The sequence below is a fragment of the Methanobrevibacter cuticularis genome (assembly GCF_001639285.1).
GTDB lineage: Archaea > Methanobacteriota > Methanobacteria > Methanobacteriales > Methanobacteriaceae > Methanobaculum > Methanobaculum cuticulare.
On sequence record NZ_LWMW01000117.1, the window covers coordinates 40,469 to 60,768 of the forward strand.

Annotated in this window: 16 protein-coding genes; 7 read left to right on the plus strand and 9 right to left on the minus strand. The window is 28.1% G+C overall.

Going from position 1 to position 20,300, the window contains the following annotated elements:
* Positions 1-51: 51 nt before the first annotated feature.
* The 7 genes from MBCUT_RS07400 to cdhA form a co-directional block, all read right to left on the minus strand.
* Positions 52-519 (minus strand): 4Fe-4S dicluster domain-containing protein, encoded by a 468-nt coding sequence (locus MBCUT_RS07400; RefSeq protein ID WP_067260051.1) that lies wholly within the window; start codon positions 517-519, stop codon positions 52-54.
* A 196-nt stretch (positions 520-715) separates the two neighbouring features.
* The gene (gene acsC, locus MBCUT_RS07405) at positions 716-2,089 is read right to left on the minus strand and encodes an acetyl-CoA decarbonylase/synthase complex subunit gamma (RefSeq protein ID WP_067260052.1); all 1,374 of its coding nucleotides are present in this window, start codon (positions 2,087-2,089) and stop codon (positions 716-718) included.
* A 29-nt stretch (positions 2,090-2,118) separates the two neighbouring features.
* Positions 2,119-3,273 (minus strand): CO dehydrogenase/acetyl-CoA synthase subunit delta, encoded by a 1,155-nt coding sequence (gene cdhD, locus MBCUT_RS07410; protein WP_067260053.1) that lies wholly within the window; start codon positions 3,271-3,273, stop codon positions 2,119-2,121.
* Positions 3,274-3,586: 313 nt separating this feature from the next.
* Entirely contained in the window at positions 3,587-4,336 is a 750-nt protein-coding gene (locus tag MBCUT_RS07415; protein ID WP_067260054.1) for an ATP-binding protein, read from the minus strand.
* 159 nt (positions 4,337-4,495) lie between these two features.
* The gene (gene cdhC, locus MBCUT_RS07420) at positions 4,496-5,884 is read right to left on the minus strand and encodes a CO dehydrogenase/CO-methylating acetyl-CoA synthase complex subunit beta (protein WP_067260055.1); all 1,389 of its coding nucleotides are present in this window, start codon (positions 5,882-5,884) and stop codon (positions 4,496-4,498) included.
* Between the two features lie 341 nt (positions 5,885-6,225).
* Positions 6,226-6,738: a CO dehydrogenase/acetyl-CoA synthase complex subunit epsilon gene (gene cdhB, locus MBCUT_RS07425; protein WP_067260056.1), complete on the minus strand. Its 513-nt coding sequence runs from the start codon at positions 6,736-6,738 to the stop codon at positions 6,226-6,228.
* Between the two features lie 52 nt (positions 6,739-6,790).
* On the minus strand, positions 6,791-9,151 hold the full coding sequence (gene cdhA, locus MBCUT_RS07430) for a CO dehydrogenase/acetyl-CoA synthase complex subunit alpha (RefSeq protein ID WP_067260057.1): 2,361 nt from the start codon (positions 9,149-9,151) through the stop codon (positions 6,791-6,793).
* A 1,210-nt stretch (positions 9,152-10,361) separates the two neighbouring features.
* Here cdhA and cbiM point away from each other — a divergent pair.
* Genes cbiM through cbiQ form a run of 3 tightly spaced genes read left to right on the plus strand, consistent with a single transcriptional unit; the run spans position 10,362 to position 12,197 of the window.
* Positions 10,362-11,009 carry a cobalt transporter CbiM gene (gene cbiM / locus MBCUT_RS07435; protein ID WP_067260058.1) on the plus strand — a complete coding sequence of 216 codons (648 nt, stop codon included), beginning with the start codon at positions 10,362-10,364 and terminating at the stop codon, positions 11,007-11,009.
* 47 nt (positions 11,010-11,056) lie between these two features.
* Positions 11,057-11,356: a PDGLE domain-containing protein gene (locus MBCUT_RS07440; protein ID WP_067260059.1), complete on the plus strand. Its 300-nt coding sequence runs from the start codon at positions 11,057-11,059 to the stop codon at positions 11,354-11,356.
* A 49-nt stretch (positions 11,357-11,405) separates the two neighbouring features.
* Entirely contained in the window at positions 11,406-12,197 is a 792-nt protein-coding gene (cbiQ, locus tag MBCUT_RS07445) for a cobalt ECF transporter T component CbiQ (protein ID WP_067260060.1), read from the plus strand.
* Positions 12,198-12,388: 191 nt separating this feature from the next.
* On the opposite strand, the gene MBCUT_RS07450 is transcribed toward cbiQ, so the two are convergent.
* Positions 12,389-14,311, minus strand: a complete 1,923-nt coding sequence (locus tag MBCUT_RS07450; RefSeq protein WP_067260061.1) for a DUF515 domain-containing protein — start codon at positions 14,309-14,311, stop codon at positions 12,389-12,391.
* Positions 14,312-14,453: 142 nt separating this feature from the next.
* A complete protein-coding gene (locus tag MBCUT_RS07455; protein WP_067260062.1) occupies positions 14,454-15,161 on the minus strand; it encodes an archaetidylserine synthase in 708 nt (235 codons plus the stop codon).
* A 505-nt stretch (positions 15,162-15,666) separates the two neighbouring features.
* Between MBCUT_RS07455 and MBCUT_RS07460 the strand changes: the two genes are divergently transcribed.
* From MBCUT_RS07460 to MBCUT_RS07475, 4 genes are all read left to right on the plus strand, one after another.
* Complete coding sequence (locus MBCUT_RS07460) at positions 15,667-16,299, plus strand: hypothetical protein (protein WP_067260063.1); 633 nt, start codon at positions 15,667-15,669, stop codon at positions 16,297-16,299.
* Between the two features lie 2 nt (positions 16,300-16,301).
* Entirely contained in the window at positions 16,302-17,372 is a 1,071-nt protein-coding gene (locus tag MBCUT_RS07465; RefSeq protein ID WP_067260064.1) for a rod shape-determining protein, read from the plus strand.
* Positions 17,373-18,128: 756 nt separating this feature from the next.
* Positions 18,129-18,749, plus strand: coding sequence for a ribonuclease HII (rnhB, locus tag MBCUT_RS07470; RefSeq protein ID WP_067260065.1), 621 nt, complete (start codon positions 18,129-18,131; stop codon positions 18,747-18,749).
* A 670-nt stretch (positions 18,750-19,419) separates the two neighbouring features.
* On the plus strand, positions 19,420-20,259 hold the full coding sequence (locus MBCUT_RS07475) for a MotA/TolQ/ExbB proton channel family protein (RefSeq protein WP_067260066.1): 840 nt from the start codon (positions 19,420-19,422) through the stop codon (positions 20,257-20,259).
* Positions 20,260-20,300: the final 41 nt, after the last annotated feature.

Here is a 20,300-nt window from a genome sequence, read left to right on the forward strand (position 1 = left end):
TTCTATATATAATGATTAATTTAATCTTTAAGAAGATTCCATATATAATAATTAACTTAATTTTTTAAATGTCTTGATAGCTTCTTCTAAATCTTTAACAATTTCATCATCATCTTTTAGATCTTGAAGGTCTTCGATTGAAAAGACATTTAAAACGTTATCCTTACATGCTTCTACACATGCAGGAATTATATTATCTGATTCTAAACATAATGTGCATTTTTCAGCTGACTTTTTCTCGTTGTTAATAGCTATTATTCCAATAGGACAAGCTATTAAACAAAGTTTACATAATATACAATTATCTTCATTAACTTTTAATGTGCCATCAATATCTTCTATAGCTCCAGTAGGACAGATTCTCGCACATGGAGCTTTGTCTGGATGACAGTGCATGCAAAAAATAGGAATTGTTCCTGTTTTTCGGGCTCTAGATGTTCCGTACTGTTTTTTACATGCATTGATGCATGCTTCGCATTCAGTGCACATTTGTGGGTCTGTGACCATCAATGTTTTCATTATAAACACCATTTTTTAGATAAATAATTTTATTAAATAATTTTTTAGATAATTATTTTTAATAATATTTTTTGATAAAATTTATTAATGATAATTATAAACACCATTTTTTAGATAAATAATTTTATTAAATGATTTTTTTAGATAACTAATATCTAGATAATTTTTATATAAATTATATAAATAGATGAAATTACTAGAATTTTTCATCTATAAAATCAGGAGCTGCGGATGAATCTCTTGGACCAACCATTACTTCCCATCCAGTTTCATCTTCAATTTCACCACTTAATGGTGCAGCTAAACCAGGGATTACCATTTTTCTTGTTTTTATCTTATCTTCAATTCCGGAATCTTTGATTAAATCAGCAACTGCTTTTCCATGGAACTGGCCTCCGGCAATAGCTACATCCACTGCTTTTCCAACTGTATCAAGAACTAACAGATAGCAGGTTGTATCACCAGACTTAAGGTCTCCTTCAACAGTATAATAAGTCAGTGCAAAATTTGTAGTAAGCATTACAGGTGATTCCTCTGTAAGTTCTCCAAATTCGTAAATTCCAGGATCAACAGATTGTGGCTTTCTAGGATCTGTGTATACACTTTGTCTAAGGGTTAAAATAGGAATTAATTCCCAAATATCAGTACCTTTAAATATTAATGCATCTGCGTATTTGTTTAATAATACTGAACCAATTGTTGCCTCATCAATATTTTGACTAATTTCATCATCATTATTTTTTAATTTGCTCAAAGCAGGTATTCCTAAAATCGGGAATCTGAAATCTTCATCTTTTTCTTCAACAGCCAATCTTCTAACCATAACAAAATTATCAATCGTATCTCCAATCCCATCACCTGTAAATGTACCTGGATCCAGTACAATATCTTTGATTTCTTTGGATCTTAAATTGAATACGAGATTTTTCATTTTTTCTAAATCTCCTGGAGCAAAAACGGCTATTGGACAATGATATTCAATAGCTAACTCTGCCATTTCATCTATATTAGATTCAGTAGCTGCATAAATTAAAGGATTTTCATCGCCGATTTCATTTAAAGCAGCTTTCATAGCTATTGGATCAAGTGAACATAAAAACACTGGATATGAAGCTTTTTTAAGTTTTTTAGCTGCTTCTGCAAATTTACTTGCATCACCTGATTTATTTCTTAAAGCTATTGCATCTAACTTCAATAATTCTCCAGTTCTTTCAAATTCTGTGTTTTCAATCGTATTAACTTTTTCTTCAAATTCTGCATCTGTTAAATCGTCAGTTAAATCAATAGCAAGTAATGTTTGGTTATAATATGACTCTTCATATCTATAAAGTACTTCATCTCCACCCATAACCTTTGTCTTATCTCCAGTACCTATTATTATTTCTCTAACTGCAGGAGCAAGTAATTTCTCAAGCTTATCAAATTGTTCTTCAGTTAATTCTGTGCATACTTCTAAAGATGCTTCTTTATCAGATAATTTTGTTGCAAAAGCCATACATGAAGCTTCTCCACAATCTCCACAATTTGTTTGCGGTAACAATTTATAAACATCCATTGCTGTAACTTTCATACTTCAACCTCCCATATTTTATCATAGTATTATAGTTCTGTAATCCAATTATCAATTTCATTAATGTCTGCACTTAGATACTCTTTTGTAAATGTTTGCCCTATTTCTCTTAATATCTTCACTGAAGTTGGATGAAGCATCATGAATATATCTACACCATTTAACATTAGAGTGAGTCCAGTCATAATTTCCCAAAGAGGTCCTCTGTAATCAGTTGGTCCCCATGCATCATTTTTCATCCATGCTTCTCTTGAACCCCATGCATTAGTAGTACCAGATGACATTGGCATCTGTAAATCAGGATCTCCTTTGAGACCTCCTAATCTTGTTCTTGTGATGACATCAATTGAAAATTCAATACCATAACCAAGAGCACAGGTAGTTGGATCCATAACAATATCTTCTTGCTTTAAACCATCCTTCATAAGGTACTTGTTAAGAGATTTTTGCATATTAACATCTGTAATTGCCCATGATAAAACTGCATGCCCATAATCTACAGCAGCTTTAGCTACCTTATGATAATCTAAATCCATATTAGCAGAAGCAAGTAAACATCTTTCTCCTTCAGCAACTTCAGCAGCTTTTTCAAGTACTATTGGATCTTTTATGGGATCTCCAGAAGCTCCAATTACAAGAGGTACTTTAACTGCCTGTAAAACTTCTTCAAGATCATTAGCTGCTTCTCTTGGGGATTTATCCATAACTTTAGGACCAGTACCAATTAAATGCATGGTTACCATATTTGCCCCATAGTCTTTAACAGCTTTTTTGGCCCATTCTCCTGGGGATTCCATAACATCTTCAAAGTGTTCTCTAATAGGTCTAGGAAGGCCAGGCATAGGAATATCAAAAACATCAAAAGTTACTACGGGAGGATTAGGTTGTGGTTCTTCAAATCTATAAAGAGCAGTTTGACCTCCTAAGAAAACAGGTTCTCTAGAACCTGCACCAAGTTGAACCTGGGCGATTTGACCAGGATATTCTTTAATTGGCGGTTTAAATTCATCTGCTTTTAATAAAGCTTTTTCAATAGTTTTTTGCCTAGCTACAGTTTGCTGAACTGTTTGCTGAATAGCTGGAGCTAACTGTATTTCTAATTCATCAAAATCCATTCTAAATTCATTAATTTCTACAGATTCTGCATTTTCCAATAGCTTTAAAAGCTGATTGATTTGATCCATAAATCCACATCCTATTTATTTTTATCACAAATTTAATTATAAGTTCATTAATTGATTTTATAAGATTATTATTATATTAAAGTTCTTTATATTGAGTTATTCTTATATTGAAGTTATTAAAAATTCTAATTTATTATCATAATAATCAATAATAATTAATAAGAATAATTAATCTAACAATAATTAACTTAATAATGGTAATATAATAAGAGTAATATCAATATTAATAATAGTAATAATACAATACTAATTATTATTAATATTATGAATAATAATAATATTAATAATAATAATTTAATTGGTTGTCTAATTATTATAGTAATTTGTCAACTATTTTTTTAATAACCATGACAGGTTCACTATCATCAGGGAGGTCAATTAAAGGTTTTCCTTCTAAATCATAATTTACTACATCTTTGTCATCATGAATTAAACCGATAATTTCTAAACCTGTTTCTTGGGCTTTTTTAGATAATTCTGCTTCATTACCCATTTTAACTCTATTTAATATTAAATACATATTTTTGAAAGATAAATCTAATTCTTCAGTTAATTTTCCAACTCTAGAAGCAGTGTGCAAACCTCTTCTTGAAGAATCAGAAACAATTAACATTGTATCTACACTTTGAGTTGTTCTACGACTTAAATGTTCTAATCCTGCTTCAGTGTCTATTATTATGTAATCATAGTTGGAAGAAATGGTTTCTATGATTTTTCTAAGCATATTATTGACTGCACAGTAACATCCACTTCCTTCAGGTCTTCCCATCATAAGTAAGTCAAAATCTTGAGTTTCAACAATGGATTCCATGATTTTATAATCTAAAATGTCCCATTTATTGGTTCCAGGAGGAATATTTCCATTATTTATATCTTTTTTAAGTTCCTCTCTCACGTCTCCAACAGTTTTTTCAACATCTATTCCTAAAACTTCTGGAATATTTGAATCAGGATCTGCATCAATTATGAGAATATTTTTATCTTTTTTAGATAATAATTTAACTAAAATAGATGATACCAGAGTTTTTCCAGTTCCACCTTTTCCACTAACTGCAATTATCAATTTATCACATTTAAATATAAATTAAGTCTTTTTAAACCAAGTTCTAATATTATACTGAAGATTATTATAAAATAGCTATTAAAAGTATTATCACTAAGGATTATTATTATGAGAGTAGTCAATAGCTACATTCTAACATTATATTTATAATCCATGAGATTATTTCTTTTTGATTATAACTTTCTCAGCATATATTTTCGCATTTTTAAAGATTATTTTAACTCCACCAGAAGTTGGAACAGACATCTCTGAAGCACTAGCTACAGGAACAAATTCTTGATTTGTAGGTTCAGCTTCCATAGCTATTTCACCAGTGGCTTCAATTCCTTCTTCTCCATCATTTGTATTTTCAATCCTTTCAAGAACTGGATGGTTCTTTTCTTTTAGGAATGTTTTAATATCACTGATTGTTGTTGCCTCTTCATTTGTAGGTATCTTATCAAATATTTCTTTTGGAATAAATTCTTTAAGAGATTCTTTAATTTCACTAGGTAGCCATACAATTCGTTCATATGCTCCATCAGCTTGTAAGAATTTTGGTGATCTCATGTATTCTAAACTTAATCCTGTGAACCCTTCTACTTGTTTTCCACCAGAGCATTGTCCTGCCATAGATGAGAAAGGAATACCTAATGGTGTTTCACCACTAAAATCTCTGTCAACTATTCCAATTCCATCAAGTTCAGGAATATAAAAAGCTACAGCTTCAAAACAACCACAAGAAGTATGAGGATATTCGAAAACACTGTGTAAAAATACTCGGTCTGTTTCACCTTGGGTCTTTTGAGCTATTATTTCATTAACATTTTTATATTCTCCTTTCACATCATCTAAAACTTCACCTTTTTCAATTTCAAAAATTGATCCATCTGGATCCATTTTAGCTGAGGCTCTGCAATCAAACCAATTAATAGCCCCACAAAGTGCAGTTCTATCAGGAGTTACAACACACATATGTGTTGGTGCAAATGATTGACACATCAAACAACCATAAAATACATCCACATCCTCATCAGAAAGTTCTCTTGCTCTTTCATCTCTTGCAGAGTAAATTTCTCGAGCTTTATTCACAAATTCTTCAACATCTTCTTTTTTGGTTAGTATTGTAACAGATATACTTTCGATGATAGGAAATTCTTCTTTAAATAAAATCCCCAATGCTTTAGCTAAATCAACTAATTTAAAACCAGAATCAATAGCTTCAGTACTAACACGACACCAAATTTGATCTCTTTGATTTAAATGCATGAATCCTTGAACATAATTACATAAATCATGTGTTCTTCTTTCAATAACTCCTTCAAGCTCTTTTTCTAATTTTTCTCCTTTAATATCAATTTTTATACAAAATGGATATATCTCACCTTTAGTCATATCAGATAACTCAGGACCGATTACTTTATATTCTCCATCTTTAACAGATTCATCTACTTGAACAAGTTCTGCACCAATGGATTTTGGACCTGCTAACTCTACAAACATATTAGCGGCACGTATCCTTTCACCTTCATGCATTGGACTTACATCAACAGGGATATCACTAAACATTCAATTCCTCCTCTATCAATTAACCATTAATCTATAATTTAGTTCATTTATTTTAGTATAACTTTATCATATGGATTATTACAGCATTATTAAATTAATAAATTCAATATTACAGCATTATTAAATTAATAAATTCAATATTACAGCATTATTAAATTAATAAATTCAATATTACAGCATTATTAAATTAATAAATTCAATATTTTTTATTAATATATTATATTATATATTATATTCATATATTTTACCTATTATATCCAAATAATTATATCCAAATATTTAAGATAGTTTATTCTTAATTTTAGTTTTTAAATTAAGGTATTTGACCTATTTATTTTCAATTATTTAGTTTTTAGTTTTTCTAAATAAGCATACCATTCCTTATCCTTCATGTTTGGGAAAGATGCATCTGCGTTGGAATGGAAATATTTACATATTGTTAAAGTTTTAAGATGAGGTGCAAAATGTTTTAAGGTAGAAAGCCCTTGAGAAGCTATGTAATAAATACACCCTACAAATATTGCCAAATCATGTTGTCCTTCACCTTTCACTCCTTTCCATTCTGGATCTTTAAGTAAATTAGTTATTTCCACAATTCCATAAGAATCAGTTTCGATTTCATTGTCATTAAACTTTTTATAAGTATCTGCTGTAGTAACAATTGGAAGATTCCACTCTTTAGAAATGTCTACAACATGGCTCATAAGTGGTTCATCTTTTGCATATGGTCCAACAACGAACAGTGGCCTTTTAGCTTTTTGAAGCATTAATTTTGCAGTTTCAGGAGTCACAAGCAATGCTTGTTTTGGTCCAGCGATAACTGTTGGTTGCCATGGAATCACTCTTTCATTCATTTAATCACCAAACTTTTTTTATAAAATCAGACCTATTTATTCTACCCTATGGCTATTTTTTGGCCTTTTTATCTTCTGGAAAATCTAGAATGGATGGTTCCATAGCTAATTCTCTAGGTTCCCAATTATTTTTTTCTAATATTTTCTTAACATCATTCTTATAAGTAATAGGAATGTCTTTTTCAGTTCTGACATATTTATAAACATCTTCAGGAATCACACCAAAGTATTTCTTATTTAGATCGATATAGTGATTCAACTTGATTTGTCTTCCTTTGTTGTTATCAGTAGGCCTAAGGCAATTTTTAGCTAGCATCACAGTAGCTTCTTCTCGGTTTTCTGCAGCATAAAGTAAGTGTTCTGGAGCGGGTTCTCCTTTAATGACTTTTCCGGTTCTCATATCATTTAAATTCCAAGTTTCTTCCTTATCTGACCTACCAAGGTATAATCTTCTGTATTTGGTACCATGGGGTCCTAAAATAACTGGGATGCCCCAACGATTAACACCAGAAGCAATAGCTGCTGCTTTTTGTGAGTAAGCCCCCCATGCCATTCCACATGCACCGACTCTATTTAATATGTAGTCAGCTATTTCTTCGAAGTTTCCTTCCAATGGTCGTTTAGCAAAGATGTTGGCTACTTTAATAGCTACACCTGGAATATGAGAGTTAGATACACAGGATCCAACATTCACCAAACCTCCCGCATCAAAATCACCACTATATTTCTCATATAATGTTTTCCCGTCTTCATCTTTGTATTCTCCAATGGACATTGCTCCACATCCACTGGTAACTACAATATATTTCCTTTTTAAGAATTCTTCTGCCATTTTAGCTACATCTTCTGAACCATCAGGATAGTTGGTACAACCTACAAAAGCTATAATCCCTGGAATATCACCAAGCACGATTGGAGCTCCGACCCTTCTAACTTCAACATCTTGAATTGGTCCTCTACCGACTCTAATATTGAATTTTTGATTGTTAAGAGTATTTTGTCCAATTTTAGCCATTAATGACATTATTTCAATATTTTCAGGACATTCTTGTTCACATCTTCCACAAGTATAACAGATATCGTGATCATATAATTTCTCAACTTTTTCAAAGTCACCTTTACCTGCAGTAGATACTGCATCCATAATTGGAATATTATTTGGACAAACTCTAACACACCATCCACATTCGCTACAATTACTAGCATCTTCCTGGATTTTATCCATGTCTGGAAGGGTTTTGACATTTTTTCTTGTTTTAGATAGGGGCATGACAATTTTAGTGGCTACTTCTCCGACTTTTTGAGGGTCCAAAATTAAAGCACCATCAATTTTCTTAGATAGTATGTCACTTACAATTGAATCAGCATCATCATTGGTTCTATCAGGTAATCCTAAGCACATTTTGTCAGTGGTAGCTATCAAAGCAGTATCCGCTTTTTTAGCTTCTTCAAGAACATCGGATCTTATACATTGTTCATCAACAACAACAACATCTGCTACACCACTTCTTAAGAATTTTAACTGTTTAGATATTGGTCCAACAACTTTAGCTCTACTATTGTATCGTGTTATATCAATAGAAGTGCAACAGATTCCACATAGTTCAATGTCATCTTCAAGATCATTGTCTTCAAGATAATCTATAATTCCTGCTCCAGGGGATACATTATGGCCAATACAGAGTATAACAGGTTTTTCCCGGTCTACAACTCCTATACCTAGTTCAACTAAAGGTGTGTCTGCATCTCCTTTAGGTAAATTTAAGGCAGCTATTTGGGAAACATCTCCTATTTCCATTCCAATATGATCCATCAAACCAGCATGAAGTGCTTTTGATTCAAAATCTAAATAATTTCCTTCTTGCCCAGTATGACATGCAGATAAGAGATGTAAGTTCTCTTCTTCCATATAGGACATAGCTTCTCTTATGTCTCCAAGAGTTTTTGGTCTTTTACCTATTAATGTCCTCATAATAGGAGCTTCAATATCTATATTGTTTCCAAAATCAATAGGGAAATCTGGACCCATTTTATGGATTAAATATTCTAACAAATGTCTTGAATGGGCTGAATGAGCTGCAGCTCCAATACAGCATGTTAATAGTGCAAATCTTCCTTGTTGAGCTTCAATATCAATTCCACAAGCTCCTTTTTTACCAGTTAAATCACATTTACCAAAAGTACATAAACAACACATATCACAAAATGGAGCATAAAAAGGAGGATATCTTTCTAATAATTTCATATCCCAAGACCTTAAATCAGTGACTGTTGGTTTTGGAGTAGGTCCCATTAGAATGTCTTCATCATCATTCTCATTACCTTGAGTGATGTCACCAAAAGAAATTTCAATATTTTTACTTTTCCAAAAGTCATCTTTAAAGTCTTTAGGTTTACTTGAATTAGGTGTCAAATTATCACCAACTTTTATGTTTATTCTTATTAATTATTTTAACAATTATTTTAACTCAATTTTAAATTAATTGATAATAAATTTACTATTAATAAAATATTCTATCTATAATAAATAAATATTGTAATATAAAAAACATATCATAATCTTTATTATAAATTATTATAATCTTTATTATAAATTATTTTTATTATATTATTCGCAATTTCTATATTAACAATAAATAACATTAATCACTAGTATTTAGCAAATTTTTATTTTATACAATAATTCTAATTATTTTATTAAGCTTTGATTTAGTCATGATTTCATATCATTATAGTAATACTAATTAATTAAGCATAAATCTTTCAAAAAAGATTAATGAGAATTATTTGAATATTATAAATTTATAAATTTTTATGAGTATAATTTCTTAATAAATTACTAGAGTCATAATTAATAATGATTTATAATGATATTTTATTTTGAATTTAAGATATATATATCTTTGGTATTAATATTTTCTGTTTAACTCATACATTTTAAAAATGAGGAAAGATATAGGATTTAGAATTTTTTAACACTATTTTTGACTTCTTCTTTTAATTTTAGTGAATTAGGATGTATTTCATAAATTTTAATAAATTTTTTCATTAGATTTAGTTTACTAAATTGGGGAAAATTCAGTGTTTATTTGAATATATTAATAATGAGAATCATTTATTTTTATTAATTGATAATTTACTAAATTTGCTATTTTGAGTTACTAAATTTTATAGTTATTACTTTTTTAGATAAAAATGGGGGTGTAGTATTACCAAGAAAAGGTTTATAAACATGCATTTATAAAAAATAGTAGATATAGTATCTTATATCATATAGTTTAAGGTTGTATATTACTACAAATTAAAATTAAAAATATTGAAGCTATTTTGAGTAATACTGTATTTATAAATAAAAGAGAAAAAAGTAATACTTCGTATTTTTATGAAAAATTAAAAATATGATTACTATTTAATATTAGCTAATAAAGATGAATATTAGTCAATAAAGATGTATATTAGCTAATAAAGATGTATATGGTTTGATTAAGATTAATATAAGTTAATATCATAAAAATACATGTATAATATTGAAAAATTGATTCAATACTTAATATTTTTCTTAAATTGTATAGAATAATTAAAATTGCATAGAATGAGTAGAATAAAATATCTGGAGGAATATAATGCACATACCTGATGGATTTATACCGCTATGGCAATGTATCATATATTATATAATTATAATAGTAGTTGGATACTTTGCAGTTAGATGGGCAAAAACTAATTTACAAGAAAAACAAATTCCTTTACTCGCTGTTTTAGCAGCGGGTATTTTTGCAATACAAGCAATGAACATACCTATACCTTGGGGAACAAGTGGACATATGGTGGGGGCAGCAATAGTAGCTATTTTAATTGGAAGTCCTTTTGCGGGGTTTTTAGTCTTAGCCGTTGTTTTAATAATTCAAGGATTAGTATTTGGAGATGGTGGAATAACTGCCCTTGGAATAAATATTTTTAACATGGGAGTTCTCGGAAGTTTCATTGGTTTCTATGGGTTTAAGGGACTCAGGTCTTTCATAAGTGATATTCCTGCAGTTTTCATTGCATGTTTCTTAGGAGTAGCTATTCCGGCAGTTGCTGCTGCTATTGAATTGTGGGTAGCTGGAACATTCCCATTAATAACTGGACTATATTTCATGGGTATATATCACATAATAATAGGTATTGTTGGAGAAGGTGTAATAAGTACTATAGTTTATGTAGCTATTAGTCAAGTTAGACCTGATTTAATCGCTTTAGGAACCAGAGTAAGCAATAAAAGTTTTTAAACTGATGTAGATAGTAAAAATTAATTAATTAAAAGGAGATAAAACAAATGGAAACTAGAACAAAACAGTTCATAATTGTTGGTTTAGTAGTAGCTGTTGTAATAGCTATTCTCGCCCCATTTTTAGCTTCAAGCAATCCTGATGGTTTAGAGAGTACTGCAGAAAAAATTTTAAATCCAGGTGTCAGTGATGAAGCAGTGGTTCAATCACCTATGCCTGATTATATAATCCCTGCTCTTGGTGAAGATCCTATTTCTGGATCAATAGCTATAGTAATAGGTGTCATAATAGTATTTGTAGGAGCCTATGCTTTGGCATTTTTCCTAAGAAAAAGAGATTCTAGTTGAGATAAAAGTTTTATAGAAGAATAGCTATAATTTACAATACTGTGAAAATATGAATGTTTCAATAGATAAGATAGAACAAGAATCTTGGAAGGATAGTGCTATACATAATTTAGATGGGAGAATAAAGCTTATTTTAACCATTATGATAATTGTTTATAGTGTATACACCACTGATCTTATCATTCTATTGATACTAGAAATCTATTTAATTATTTTACTTCTAATTTCTAAGGTATCAATCGGATTCTTTGCAAAAAGGATTCTACTAATTTTGCCTTTTGGAGGCTTTTTAGCAGTATTTCAACCTTTTATAAAACCCGGAGCTATTCTCTATACATTACCTTTGGGATTAACCATAACTTATGATGGAGTTTTATTTGGAGTTCTTTTAATTTCTAGACTAATAGTCTGTCTATCAGCTATTGTTCTTCTATCTTCTGTTACTCCAATTGAAACAATAGTAAATTCAATGAGAAAACTAGGATTTCCAAAAATCATGTCTATGATACTGAGTATGACAATCAGATATCTCTTTGTTTTTTATGATGAATTAGATACTATTAGAAAAGCTCAAAAATCAAGGTCATTTAGCATTTGGAATAAGAAAACTAGCTATTTCTGGAGATTGAAACAAGTTGGTTATACTATAATGATGTTATTTCTAAAATCTTTTGAAAAAGGAGAAAAAGTATACTACAGTATGTTAAGCAGAGGATATACTGGTGAAAGTGTTAGTTATAGAAAAGAAAATCCAATCATGAAAATGGATTATTTATTTTTGATATTGACATTAATTCTGGTTTTTTCTATAGAAATAATCCATTTAAATGGAATTATTTAAGATGCTTACTTTTATTATCAAGTTTTAATTATATAATGAAAGATAAAGAAGTTATTGAATTACAAGATAAAGAAGCTATTGAATTACAAGATAAAATAATATATTTTTAATTTGAATTAATTAGATAACAAATGGATTTGTTATATTTAAAAAAACAATTTAAAAATAATTTAAAAATAAATTATAAATAGCTATTTATTGTAAGTATCTTGTAATTCATTCACCATCCATGTTGGAGCATAAGATGTTGGAATAGTTAGAATTAAGTTATCCATATCATTAATAACAAATGAAACGTCTTCTCTAGGAACTTCAACTAATATTAAATATTGAACATCTATTTCTGCAATATTCGAGCTTCTTTCATAATTTGATAAAGTTAAACCATAGCTATTCAGCAAGTCTGCAATTTCTTTCTCATTAAAACCACCAGTAATAGCTCCTCTAAGCATTTCTTCAACATTAGTTGAAAAACTTTTACTATCTTCTATTTGATTTATCTGATCTCCATTTGTGGTTATGTGAGTTTTAATATAATTAGCATCTATAACTCCACTATCTTTAGAACGCATAATAGCTAAAATTGTAGCTCCACTTATAATTGGGGAATTAGATATTTTTTTATCATCTGAAGAAGTAGGAGAAGAAATATATGAGGAATTAGAATTTGAATCATCATTTGATACTTCTTGATCTGAAGATTCACTAGAACCAGATTGAGAATCATTTTGATCAGTGCTTTGATCATTGGACTTGGAATCAGAAATCTGATTACTTTCAGAATTTAAAGAATATATATCAACAATACTTCCTACAGTTAAAAGTCCGGCCCCTGCTTGTAGTCTACTTATTAGGATAGGAACTGCCACAGTATCTGGTTTTTTAAATTCAAGATTAGCTAAACTTGTTCCATCATTTTCATCCACAAATGAATGAGCGTCCTCAACATCCATTATAACATTTTTTTTATTAGAAGTAGCTTCATAAACTGCCATCACTCTGTTAAAATCATCATGGGCATTGTTAATTATTCTATTATGATATTCTCTCCATTTTGCCGTAGCTGGCCTAAGTATATCAATAGATTTAGCTTCTTCTGGAGAATTAGCTGATTCAATTTGAGATTTAATAACAAATGCATCATTATCAAGAGCTAAAGGGCCTTTAAAAAGAGAATTTAATTCATTCAATTTACTTGTTTTAGCTGCAGCTAATGCATCTTGAGAAGGTGAATATATTAGAAAATAATAGGAAGAAAACAACAAAACAATTATTATCAAGCCAAAAATAGCTCCTCCTACCATAGTTTTAGTTTCATCATCATCTTTAGAAAGAAAAGTTTTCTTAAAATCTTTCACAGAATTCTTATCCAATTTGATAATATCTTTTAAATTAAATTGTTTTTTCTCTTTCTTATTTTGAACTAAATCAGATGATGAATTATATTTTTTTTCATTAGAATATCTTTTTTCATTAGAATTTTTATTTTCATTAGAATATATTTTTTCATTAGAAGTTTCATATTCAAAAAATTTTTCTCTATTTTTAAATTCTTTTAGATATTTTGCATGTTTCTTTTCTTCTTTATTTAAATCATGATCATTAAGACCATTTTTATCATTATAATCATTATTAATATCGTTATAATCATTATTAATATTAACGTGCCTAAGAAATCTCTCATCTATTTTATTATCTTTGCTTTCAACAAATTTATCCTTTTTTTGATTAGAAATGTTATTATAGTCTTTAGTTCTTTCTTTATTTTTATTAATATTTTTATTCATCTCTAAATCTTTATTATTTGACTTTTTATCTTCTTTTTGCTTATTATTAACATTTATTTTAGTTAAATCATCTATTTTATTGAAAATTTTTAAAATAAAATTTTTAAGGTATATTGTTATGTTACGTAATTTAAAAATATCTTTAGATTTTAACTGTTTTTTCACATTTCTTAATTTAAAAATATCTTTAGAATTATTTTTAAACTTATTCATAATTTTACTATTTAATCTGAACTTAAAATCATCATTGAATTTAGCCCGAATCTTCTTAGTAATCTTATTTATTTTTGAATTAGATTCATCATCAATTTTTTTACCTTTTTTCAAATTATCAAACCCTATATAGAAAAAATAGAATGTTGGGTCATGTTTGTAGATGAAAAATAGTATATAGACAATATATATAATTTCTATAAGAACATTGATGCCAATTTTGAATTAAATCAATAGATTAATAAAAAATTAATAGCTAATTTTTAAATAAATTAAGCATAGGAGTAATAAAAACATATACTAAAGTTATAATAAAAATTATCGTTGCAGGGATGTTGATTCCCCAAAATATCATTGAATTTGGAATAATAGCTAATAGTACTAATATAGCAATTATTGGTAATATTTGGGGGTTGTAGAATTTTTTATATTTAATATTACTTATCATTAAAAATCCTACCACAACCATTAAAAACATTCCTAAATAAATATTAAAAAGTCTACTTAAGATGAAAGTTGATAATAGGATACCTGTGGTTGGTATAGGAACTCCTACAAATCCTTTAAAGTCTATTTTGTCAGAAATAACATTAAAACGAGTTAATCTCAACACTCCACAAATAACTACAAACAATGCTATAACTGCTGATAAATAGCCAATTTCATTGGAAAAACTAGCTCCAATTATATACAAAAGTACAGCTGGTGCTACTCCAAATGAAACAATATCGGATAATGAATCAATATTTTTTCCAAATCCATATTTATCAATTCGAGATAATTTTCTAGCTATCCATCCATCTACAGAGTCAAATATCACTGCAATGATAATAAAAATTGATGAAATTGTTATTTGATTATTTAAAGCCATTAAAATAGCTAAAAACCCAAATGATAAATTCAACAATGAAATTATATCAGGCAATGCCAAAAAACATTCTATTTTAGTTTCTTTTAATTTCATGTCATGACTCCAAATAATACTCTTTTTATTGTTATTTATTAATTTTTGCTTTAAATACAGATAATTTTTATTATTTAATCTTTATGTTGATTATGTGGGATAATTTTTCTAAGTTATACTAAAATACTTAATTTTTATTAATATTCTCTAATCATATGATTAATATAATTCTTTATTAATATAATGATTGGTTATAATGATTATTAATATATCATACTTTTATTTATATCATATATCATATTTCTCATTTTATAGTTTTTCTAAAATATTTTTCTAAAATTATTAATATTATAATATTAAATATTTAAATAATTAAGTTCTTAATAAAATAAAGAAAATAAATAAATATATTAAATATATTAATGAGATTAACCATAATCAATAAATATATTCATGCAACTAGATAAAATAAGATAACAACAATACTTGTATTAAATTAATTATCTGATTTAATATATTAATTTTGACTTATTAAATATGAAAATAATTTTATGATGTGTACATAATGATAGAAGATAAAATACAAGTTCTGAGAAAAGCAGCCAAGGTTTCCAACGAACAAAGCTCAGAAAGAATGTGGTGTGTTATTGCTGGTAATAAAGACCTAGTTAATGACATAGCTTATGCAGCTATTGCTTCCAAAGAGCGCGTTAAAATACTGTTTAGAGAACATGTTACTTTAGAAGACTCTTATGTTATTAAAAAATTTGATTTTCTAATGTTGTATGGAGAATCTGATAAAATAAGAGACCTAAGTTATATATGTAAAGATAATGGCGGTGCTTATATTCAGATTGCACCTTATTATATAACTAATGAACCTAACCTAATGTTATTGGTAGCTCCAGACAATGTTATAAAGCAATTTGTAGGAGATATTGAACGTATGGGGTCTGAATTTTCTATACTACTAGAAGATCAAACTACTGGATTTATAGAAACTGACTTACAGATAAATACAAAGCTTCCTGCTTTTATCAATAGCATGTTAGCTCCATTATTTAATCTTAGTGATGTAGTATTATCAACTATCTTAATTTCAACTGGAAATAAGGAAGATGTAGAAAAAATTCAAGAAATAGCTACAGCTAATAAAATATTTATTATAGATTTTAAAGACATTATAGTAGAGGGATGATTATGAAATTTTTTGGAAATGATGATGATAAAAAAGAAGAACAGAAAAGAGGACTCACTAATAGTCTAGGAATAGATTTGGGTACTTTAAACACAGTTATTGCAAAGCCATCTGGAGATAAATTTGACCTTTATCAAATTCCTTCAGTCGTAGCTGTTAAAAAGGATGATGCTAGTACAGTTTTAGCTGTTGGAGAAGAAGCTAAAATGATGCTGGGAAGAACACCAGAAGATATTGTAGCTCTTAGACCTTTAAGAAAAGGAGTTATTGAGAGTATAGTTCAAGCACAAGCATTATTAGAAAGAGCTATGGAAATTGGAACTAAAGAAGGAGAAAGGATTGGTAGGATTGTAATTGGAATTCCTGGAGATGCTTCAGAAGTTGAAAAAAATGCAGCTGAAGAAATTGGTAAGAAGGCTGGAGCTGAATATGTTTTAGTGATCAGTGAGGGACTATCTGCAGCTATTGGTGCAGGATTACCTATAGCAGAACCTGATGGAACTATGGTTATTGATATTGGCGCAGGATCAACAGATTTAGTTGTTATTTCTCTTGGAGGAATAAGTGATATTGAAACTGTCAGATGGGGTGGAGATGATATCGATAACAACATTGTAGATCTTGTTAAAGAGAAATATAATGTTCAAATAGGTATACATGATGCAGAAGCTGTTAAAATAGAGGTTGGAATGTTCCATTGCGATGAAGAATTAGAAAATTTAAGCACTCAAATCATTGGTAAATCCATTGAAACAAATAGACCAAAGAAAATATCAATTGACTCAGAATTTGTAGCTGATGCCGCTGAACCAATAATAAAAGAAATAATTTCAGGCCTCAATTTAGTTCTAGAAAGACTTTCTCCAGAATTAATAACTGGTATATATAATAACTCTGTTGCAGTAGGTGGAGGTTCCCAGATAAGAGGTCTTAAAGAAAGAATATGTGCAGAGTTATCCATCCCTGTTACTATTTCAGATGACCCTATGACAGTAGTAGCTAAAGGTGCAGCTATTGTTGCAGCAGAACCACGAGCATTAGAACCAGAAGTTCGTTTAAAAGCAATGAAATAATAATCACTAATAGATAAATATAAAAATTATATATTTAATTCATCAATCAGGAACTTGAAATAGTGCAGAATCTATATAGTTTCTAGTAAAATATTTCATGTATGGCTATTATAGTTAATATGTATGGATAATTTTATATGGATAATTTTCTGATGAGCGAATATTTTGCTATGAAGGTATATTGGAGTATTCATTGGTCAAATGGTGTTTTTGTCCAGAATGCAATCCTTTTCATGTTTCTAATCTAAGAAATCAGGATAAATCTCACTACTCAAATCATTCTTAAAAATATTCCGAAGAATATTAAAAAAGTTATTCATTCCTAAAACCATTCCTAAAAATATTCCGAAGAATATTAAAAAAGTTATTTAGAAGGTTATTTGATTATTAGTTAATATAGAACTAATTATAAAGAAAATGCAACTGATAGGATACTTCAAAATTAGTAAAAAGTGAACTATATACAGTGCATGAGTGGAAGCTAAATATAATTAAAAGAAATATTAATTATATAGTGATATAAAAATTTAACTACACATTAATCTTTTTTTATTATTTATTAGTAAGTAGATAGTGTTATAAAAATATAAATTTAAATACATATTCGTTTCTTTTATTATTTATGGCTATTATTCATTATTAATCTGTATTATGTATTGTTTTAATTATAAGGCGTTATTAGGTATATAATGTATTGTTTTAATTATAAGGCGTTATTAGGTATATAATGTATTGTTTTAATTATAAGGTGTATAAATGAAGATTTTGGGAATAGATGAAGCAGGAAGAGGTCCAGTTCTTGGACCACTTATAATAGCAGGAATTGTAGTTCCAGAAGAAAAAACTTCAATTTTAGAGAGAATGGGTATAAAAGATTCTAAGAAATTGACACCAACACGCCGAAAGGTTTTATCACATAAGCTACAGAGAACCTTTGAATATGAAATCGTGGAAATTAGAGCTAAAGATATAGACAATTTGAGAGCTAAAGGGATAAATCTAAATGAAATAGAAAAAATAGCTATGATAAAGATTATTGATAAGTTAGATGCAGACTATATAATCGTTGATTCTGTAGATGTTAAACCGAAAAGATTTGAAGAAGAAATAAAAAAAATAACTGGTGATATCAAAATAAAAGCAGAGCATAAAGCTGATGATAATTATTTACAAGTTGCTGCTGCATCCATAATAGCTAAATATAAAAGAGATGAAATTGTAGAAAAAATAAAGAGAGAATATCGTAAAATCGGTGATGTTGGCTCTGGATATCCAAGTGATCCTAAAACTAAAAAATTTTTAGAGAATTTTACATATGATGAAATGCCGGATATCATTAGAAAATCATGGAAGACAGTTGAGAAATTAAAAAAATAATTCTAATTACTTGTCCTAATTGAAAACAAATATCATTCATAATATACGTCACTAAATATCAAAAAATATTAAATATTTTTAAAATTAATTACTTTAAATAATCTTTAAATAATAAATACAGCATTAAATTTTAAATAATCTTTAAATAATAAATACAGCATTAAATTTTAAATAATCTTTAAATAATAAATACAGCATTAAATTTTAAATAATCTTTAAATAATAAATACGGCATTAAATACAAGATTAACTAAAATCTTGAATATTATATGTTATTTTAATAGAATATTATAATTTTAATAGTATCATAATTAAATTTTAAAATATATAAAATCAAATATTATTCAAAATACAAATCATTAAATATCAAAACATAACAACTAGTTTTTAAATATATTTCAAATAATTATTGAATATGATTATTAGATTATTAAAATATTTTACAAAATATTTTGCAATGATTACAATGATTTGAATATGATTAATAATATAAATCATAAAATCAATAATGTAAATTTAAATTAATAATATCACTATTAACAATTACAAATGTGATAGGATAGAAGTTAAATAAAATTAATTGAATTTAATTCAAAATTTAACAAAATTAATAATTAAAAATATCTATAATAAAAATAATAGTATGTAATCATAAAAATAAGAGGATATAATGATAATTGAGTTTTTTACAAGCGGATTTACCACTATAATGGAAATGTTTCAAAGTGGAGGGATTATAACATATATAATTACTTTAATTGGTATTTATGGATTAATAACATCTATACAAAAAATAAATTACCTTAGAAAAATAACTAAAATAGATACTACAGAAATCATGGGAACTGTAACAGTAGCTATGGATAGAGGAGGAGCTATTGAAGCATTGAAAGCTATAAGTCAGTATAAAAATCCTGTTTCTAAGATCATATCTGAGGCATTGAAAATTGGTTACAAAAATAAAACAGAAGTAGAAGAAGGAATGGAACAGGTTTTTATTGTCGAATTAAGTAAAATGACTAATGGGTTAAATATACTTAAAACTACAATAGAGTTATCTCCATTTTTAGGGCTTATTGGAACTGTAATTGGAATTTGGACTACTTTTAAATCTTTAGGAGTTAATCCTGATACTGCAGCTATGGCTGAAGGGATTTATATTGCACTTATTACAACAATAGCTGGATTAGCTGTAGCTATTGTATTATTGCCATTGTATACATATATAAAAGGACTGATAGATAAAGAAATGGACAAAATTGAATTAGCAAATAAGATGACAAATTGGAGTTATGCAGTTACTAAGATTAAAGTTGAAGATAATATTCCTTGTGCTTTAGAAGCATTAATAGAAGCAGAAGGAATTGTCAATACTCGGGAAATATCTGAAAAGGATGCTAATATACAGATTTCTTTTAAACCAAGTATGCTAGAAAAAAGTATCACTAATATAATCTTAGAAAAGTGTGATGTTAAATCTGAAATAGTCGAAAGTAAATTAAAACAATAGTCTATTATCTCAAATATAATAAAGTAAATTAAAATAATAAT